Origin of the sequence: Nodosilinea sp. LEGE 07088 (assembly GCF_015207395.1) — a bacterium.
GTDB lineage: Bacteria > Cyanobacteriota > Cyanobacteriia > Phormidesmidales > Phormidesmidaceae > Nodosilinea.
The window spans coordinates 1-6175 of sequence record NZ_JADEWX010000253.1; the positions used below are offsets into that span (position 1 = coordinate 1).

Below are 6175 nucleotides of genomic sequence, written 5' to 3' on the forward strand. Positions count from 1 at the left end.
GGCTGGGGGCGGGCTGTGTGGGGCGATCGCCCCAGGGTAACTTCAACCTCTGGCACCTCGACGGCGGTGAGCATGTCTTCGGCAGCTTTCCAGCCTGCCAGTTCAGCCTGTGGGAAAAAACCGGGGCGGGCACCCAGGCCTACGCCCTCAGCACCCAGCCGCCCGAGGATAGCAGCCTGTCGTCGTGGTCGTGGTACCCCGCATCCACGGCCAATCGCACTACCGGCAGCTACCACGCGCTCTACCCCCGCAGCTGGTACCGCTACGAGAACGTCTTTCGCGCCCAGGTTACCTGCGAGCAGATTTCACCCGTTTGGCCCGACAACTATCAAGCATCCAGCTACCCGGTAGTGGCGTTCGAGTGGACGGCCCACAACCCCACCCATTTTCCTATTACCCTGAGCATCATGGTGAGCTGGCAAAACATGGTGGGCTGGTTTACCAATACCCAAAAATCCCCCGAGGTGCTGCTGCGCGATGACGGCAGCCCCTACTACGATTACATTCCTGCGATCGCCCAAAGCCAGGACAACGTCAACCAGTGGGTAAACGACAGCGGCCTCAAGGGCTGCCTGATGGACGGGGCCTGGTCGGGTGATCCAAAGGAGGGCGATGGCCAGTGGTGCTTTGCCACCCTGGATGACTCGGATATTGAAGTCTCCTACGACCTGCGCTGGAACCCCGCTGGCGACGGGCGCGACCTGTGGGATGCCTTTGCCAAGCTGGGGCGGCTGATGAACCTGCTGGACACAACCCCGGCAGCAGAGGAAGAGCAGATCGGCGCAGCCATCGCCCTTCGCTTCACCCTGCAACCTGGCGAAACTCGGCAGATCCCGGTGGCGCTGGCCTGGGATCTGCCGGTGACGGAGTTTGCCGCTGGGGTGATCAACTATCGCCGCTACACCGATTTCTTTGGCCGCAGCGGGCGGAACGCGCAGGCGATCGCCTTTACCGCCCTAACCGAGTACAAAGCCTGGCAGCAGCAGATTACCGCCTGGCAGCAGCCAATTCTGGAGCGGCCCGACCTGCCCGACTGGTTCAAAATGGCCCTGTTCAACGAGCTGTACGACCTGGCCAGCGGCGGCACTCTGTGGAGCGCCGCCACCGAGGCCGACCCCGTGGGTCAGTTTGCGGTGCTGGAGTGTATCGACTACCGCTGGTACGAAAGCCTCGACGTGCGCCTCTACGGCGGCTTTGCCACCCTGCTGCTGTGGCCCGAGCTGGAGAAAGCCGTGCTGCGCGCCTTTGCCCGCGCCATCCCCACCCAGGACGAGCGGCGGCGAATCATCGGCTACTACGTCACCATGGGCCTGGAGAATCCCCCGGCAGTTCGCAAGCTCAAGGGGGCGACCCCCCACGACCTGGGAGCCCCCAACGAGCACCCCTGGGAGCAGACCAACTACACCAGCTACCAGGATTGCAACCAGTGGAAAGACCTGGGCAGCGACTTTGTGCTCCAGGTCTACCGCGCCTACCAGTTCACGGGCGCTACAGACGTGGAATTCCTCAAGGACTGCTGGCCCGCCGTAGTGGATACGCTGCAATACCTGAAGCAGTTCGATCGCGACGGCGACGGCATTCCCGAAAACGAGGGTGCCCCCGACCAGACCTTCGACGACTGGCAGCTCAAGGGCATTAGCGCCTACTGCGGCGGGCTGTGGCTGGGGGCGCTGGAGGCGGCGATCGCGATCGGCAACATTCTCACCGCAAATGGTCTAGCTCCCGGCAACGCCCCAATTCTGCTTTCCCAGTACCGCCGCTGGCTCGACAACGGCCTCAAGGCCTATCACCCCAAGCTGTGGAACGGGCGCTACTACCGGCTCGATACGGGCAGCGGCTCGGATGTGGTGATGGCCGACCAGCTCTGCGGCCAGTTTATGGTGCGCCACCTGGGCCTGCCCGATTTGGTCGAAGACGAGTTCACCCTGTCGGCCCTCGATGCCATCTACGACGCCTGCTTTGTGAAATTTAACCAGGTGGTGCAGCGCCAGGAGCGCCCGCCCCAGCAGAAGTTTGAGGGGGCACAGCTGGGCAACTTTAGCGCCGCGACGCTGAAGCTGGCGATCGGTGCTGCCAATGGGGTTTTACCCGACGGTAGCCCCGAAGACCCCGACAGCACCCACCAGCAGGAGGTGTGGGTGGGCATCAACTTTGGCCTGGCGGCGTTTTTGGCCCAGATGGGGAAGACGGAGGAGGCGATCGCGATCGCCGATGCGGTCATTCACCAGATCTATGACTACGGTCTGCAATTTCGCACCCCCGAGGCGATCACGGCCCTGGGCACCTACCGCGCCTGTCACTACATGCGTCCAATGGCGATCTGGGGACTGTATGAGGTGCTCACCGCCAGCATCGATCTACCGTAAAGCCTCCCACTCTTCGCGGCTGATCGCAGCCTGGCGAAGAATTTTTCCCAAAAGTGCTTTGCTAATTTCTCCCTGGTGAGGATTGGGGATGGTAAGGCGAAGTGTTTCTTTAACCATAAACTGATGTTTGCCGCCGGAGTATGGCCCTTCAAACCCAAGCATTCTCAGGTAACGAATCAAGTCATTGCGCTTGATCGAGCCAAAGGTAGGCATTACGCTACCTCAACCGCTGTAGGGTTGATATCAATGCCATCAAGGACGGGGAGAGTATGCCCAAGCCGCAATCCAAGAATGAGCCATTCTTCTAGCACGCTTTGTAGCTCTTCGCGGCAAGCTTCTAGGGTATTGGCATTGCTCAAAACACCTGGGCAGGCAGGGATTTCACCGTAGAATGTGCTGTCGTCCAACAGCTCGTAGACCGCTTGGTGCATGGCTGTTTGAATGTAGCGGGTCAGCATAGGCTATCAATCGTGAGCTATAGGGCGATCATAAGATAAATAAATACCCTCGTAGGGTGCATTCGCGGCGCGATCGCCCTTGCCACAAGCCCTTTAACCCCGCTCCGCCGTAATGCACCAATAGCGGTGAGTCAGATGCGGGGTTCTCGCGATGGGTGGGCGGTGCATTGCGGCGCAGGGATTGGCGGGTGGTAGGCGTGGGTTTGGAGCCGCGAATGCACCCTACCGCAGGAGCCGCTGATTCCATTCTGCCTAGCTATAGATATCTCAAAGCTAAGCCAGGAGGGTCTTTGAGTCCAGAGCCTCGGCCAGGGTATAGGGCTGTCCGTGGGGAATGGCGGCTTCGGGGAGCTGAGCTTTGAGAATCAAATCTTCGCGGGCTTGGCGATAGGCATCGGCGTAGAGATCGTCCAGCAGTGGCCGCAGGCTGAGGCTATCATCCAACAGCAGCTGAATCTGACGCCTCTGTTCGATGACGGTGTTGCGCCAGCCCCGTTCGTTTGAGGCTCGCTCAGATGTCCAATACTGTAACTTCAGCACGTGTTCTAACAACACAATGAGATGGCTTTTGAGTTCCCGACGCTCACTGCGCCCCACGCTCTCGATTTCTTCAATCACGTTAGCCCAGTCCACCTGGTCAAAGGCTTTGGCTTTGAGTGCCGCTGCCGTTTGCTGCACCCACTGGTAAAAGTCCCTTTCGTACAGGCTGGACTCACGGCGGGGCTGATCATCCCACGTCTCCCTAGCCTGTTCTGTACCGACCTGATCGAGCGGTAAGTTTTCCATGGGTTGCTGGCCGTCTAACCTGCCGGAAATTTCAATGCCTTTCTGAGCTAATTATGACAGACCGTTATGAACAGGACAGGCTTTCACGGTCGGGCTAGGATAGAGGCTAGTAGATCAGTTCTCCGTAGGACAGCCCCGAGAGATTTTGGGAATCGGTCAATGGTTAGAGAATACTCACCCAGAGCGCAATCTACAGCGGCGCCGCACTATCCTCCCTTGCAGAGCGGCGATCGCCTGTCGCGCGTAGAATTTGAGCGTCGCTATGCGGCGGCGACCGATGTTAAAAAAGCAGAACTGATCGAAGGCATTGTCTACGTGGCCTCTCCCTTACGCCATAGGCAGCACGGCAAACCCCACAGCCGAGTGATGACATGGCTAGGGGTCTATCAGACCCTTACTCCTGGCGTTGACTTGAGCGATGCACCAACGGTCAGACTTGATTTAGACAACGAGCCTCAACCCGATGCGGTGCTGTTTATTGAAGCAGCGGCGGGTGGACAAACCCGAATTAGTGCTGACGACTATATTGAAGGATCACCGGAGCTAATTGTAGAAATTGCGGCCAGTAGTGCTGCCATCGACACAGGTGCGAAAAAGCAGGTGTATCGTCGCAATGGCGTGCTGGAGTATGTGATTTGGCAGTCCTACGACAATCAGTTGGAGTGGTTTCGGCTTACCGAAGGAGAGTATCAATTGTTGTCACCTGATCCGGATGGCATCCTTCGCAGTCGAGTGTTTCCAGGTCTGTGGCTAGCGGTAGATGCGTTGCTAACGAATCAGATGCCACGGGTGCTAGAGGTCTTACAGTTAGGCTTAGCCTCACCAGAACACGCCGCCTTTATCGAACAGCTCAAAAAGCAGTAGTACAATTGATCTAAAATCGCCTGCCTTCCCAAGTTGTCCTCCATCCACCCCTCCACCCCTATGCGCCCTGCACCGCCCGATCGCAAACTACCCGACCCGCTGCCGCCGCGCTATGTCGATGCCAGAATGGCCGACCCGCTGCCGCAACCCACGCCGCAAAAACCGCGCCGTGGCCCTTTGCGTCTGGTGCGTGGCGTCTTCAACGCGCTGCTCGGCGGTGCCGTGCTGGTGGGTGTCATCGCCGGGGTAGGAATTTGGCGATCGGGCGATCGCTTCCTGGAAGGCGCGCGGATTATGCTCACCCCCGCCCCCAGCGAACCGGAGGTGGACGTGCGATCGGTGGTGGTGCAGCAGCTGCGGGGGGCCAGCGAACTGACTACGGCCATTTTTGCCATGGAGGCGGTGGTGCCGACCCAGAGCGATCGCACCCTGGCGGGCTACGTGATCGGCTCCACTAACCTGCTCTATATTGCCTACGGCGAAGTGCGGGCTGGCGTGGATCTAGCCGAGCTTACGCCTGAGAACGTGCAGGTGACGGGGGAAGATGCGATTCAAGTTACTCTGCCGCCGCCTAAGATTCTCGACAGCAAGATCGACTTGAGCAAGTCAAATGTGTTTGACTACAGCCGGGGATTTCTGGGCCTAGGGCCAGACGCCGCCCCCGAGCTGCAAGAGCAGGCCCAGCAGGAAGCGCTGGCCAAAATCGAAGAGGCCGCCTGTAGCGAAAATCTGCTGGCCGAGGCCAACCGCCGCGCCGAGGTCACGGTTAGCCAGCTTCTCGCCACGGCCGGGTTTGAGACCGTCACTGTCACCACCCAGTCGCCGACTAATTCCGCCTGTGCAGCGCCTGCAAATAGCGATACAGTGTTACCGGGTTTAGCGGTACCCACCCCGCCCCCTGAAGAAACCGGCCAATAAGGACTCCCAATGCTAGAGCTGTACCAGTTTGAAGCCTCCACCTTCGCCGAAAAGATTCGCCTGATTCTCGACTACAAGCAGGTGCCCTACCGCAAGGTCGAAGTTACCCCCGGTGTGGGTCAGGTTGAAATCTTTCAGCTATCGGGCCAGCGCCAGGTGCCTGTGCTCAAAGATGGCGAACAGGTGATTCCCGACTCGACGGCGATCGCATTTCACCTCGAAAAAGCCTACCCCGATCGCCCCCTGATCCCCACTGACCCTAAGCAAAAGGGCCTGTGTCTGGCGCTAGAAGCCTGGGCTGACGAGGCGATCGTGCCTAAGACGCGGGTGGTCATGGTCGGTGCCTTTAAGCAGCACCCCAACTTTCGCACCGCGCTGCTGCCCAGCTTTACCCCGGCCCCGTTGCGTAGTCTGATCGGCTCTCTCCCCGGCGACATTTTGAACCTGGTCGGTACCGGCGTTGGCTTTGGCCCTGGAGATATTAAGATCGCCACCGCTGGCCTGCGCCAGGATCTCGAAGCCCTGGTGCTAATGCTGCAGGGTAGCCCCTACCTGCTGGGTGACCAGCCCACCCTGGCCGACTTTGCCGTTGCCGCCGCCACTATGTATCTCAAGTTTCCCACCGCGCAGTATGTGGAGCTGCCCGAGGGCATTGGCGGCAAGGGCGTGCCGGGGCTGGTGGATGTGCCTGAATTTAAGCCCTTCTTTGAGTGGCGCGATCGCCTCTACGCCGACTTCCGCAATGCTCGCACCACTGTGCCCCCCGCTAGCCCCGGCACGCCC

The 6175-nt window shown here is 59.7% G+C and carries 8 protein-coding genes; 4 read left to right on the forward strand and 4 right to left on the reverse strand.

Annotated elements, in window-relative coordinates; translation table 11 throughout:
* Nucleotides 1–2366 (forward strand): GH116 family glycosyl hydrolase (locus tag IQ254_RS28970; protein ID WP_193969620.1); only part of this gene is annotated, 2366 nt, incomplete at its 5' end.
* Here IQ254_RS28970 and IQ254_RS28975 read toward each other — a convergent pair.
* Genes IQ254_RS28975 through IQ254_RS28990 form a run of 4 tightly spaced genes read right to left on the reverse strand, consistent with a single transcriptional unit; the run spans nt 2358 to nt 3610 of the window.
* Nucleotides 2358–2579: a type II toxin-antitoxin system HicA family toxin gene (locus tag IQ254_RS28975; RefSeq protein WP_193969621.1), complete on the reverse strand. Its 222-nt coding sequence runs from the start codon at nt 2577–2579 to the stop codon at nt 2358–2360. The genes IQ254_RS28970 and IQ254_RS28975 overlap by 9 nt on opposite strands.
* Nucleotides 2579–2824, reverse strand: a complete 246-nt coding sequence (locus IQ254_RS28980) for a type II toxin-antitoxin system HicB family antitoxin (RefSeq protein ID WP_193969622.1) — start codon at nt 2822–2824, stop codon at nt 2579–2581. The genes IQ254_RS28975 and IQ254_RS28980 overlap by 1 nt, the downstream gene beginning before the upstream one ends.
* Before the next feature lie 28 nt (nt 2825–2852).
* Complete coding sequence (locus tag IQ254_RS28985) at nt 2853–3071, reverse strand: hypothetical protein (RefSeq protein ID WP_193969623.1); 219 nt, start codon at nt 3069–3071, stop codon at nt 2853–2855.
* Between the two features lie 26 nt (nt 3072–3097).
* Nucleotides 3098–3610 carry a DUF29 domain-containing protein gene (locus IQ254_RS28990; protein WP_193969624.1) on the reverse strand — a complete coding sequence of 171 codons (513 nt, stop codon included), beginning with the start codon at nt 3608–3610 and terminating at the stop codon, nt 3098–3100.
* Nucleotides 3611–3769: 159 nt separating this feature from the next.
* On the opposite strand from IQ254_RS28990, the gene IQ254_RS28995 reads away from it, so the two are divergent.
* The 3 genes from IQ254_RS28995 to IQ254_RS29005 form a co-directional block, all read left to right on the forward strand.
* Entirely contained in the window at nt 3770–4474 is a 705-nt protein-coding gene (locus IQ254_RS28995; RefSeq protein WP_193969625.1) for a Uma2 family endonuclease, read from the forward strand.
* Between the two features lie 60 nt (nt 4475–4534).
* Nucleotides 4535–5392 carry a DUF4230 domain-containing protein gene (locus IQ254_RS29000; protein ID WP_193969626.1) on the forward strand — a complete coding sequence of 286 codons (858 nt, stop codon included), beginning with the start codon at nt 4535–4537 and terminating at the stop codon, nt 5390–5392.
* 9 nt (nt 5393–5401) lie between these two features.
* On the forward strand, nt 5402–6175 hold a 774-nt coding region (locus IQ254_RS29005), incomplete at its 3' end, for a glutathione S-transferase family protein (protein WP_193969627.1).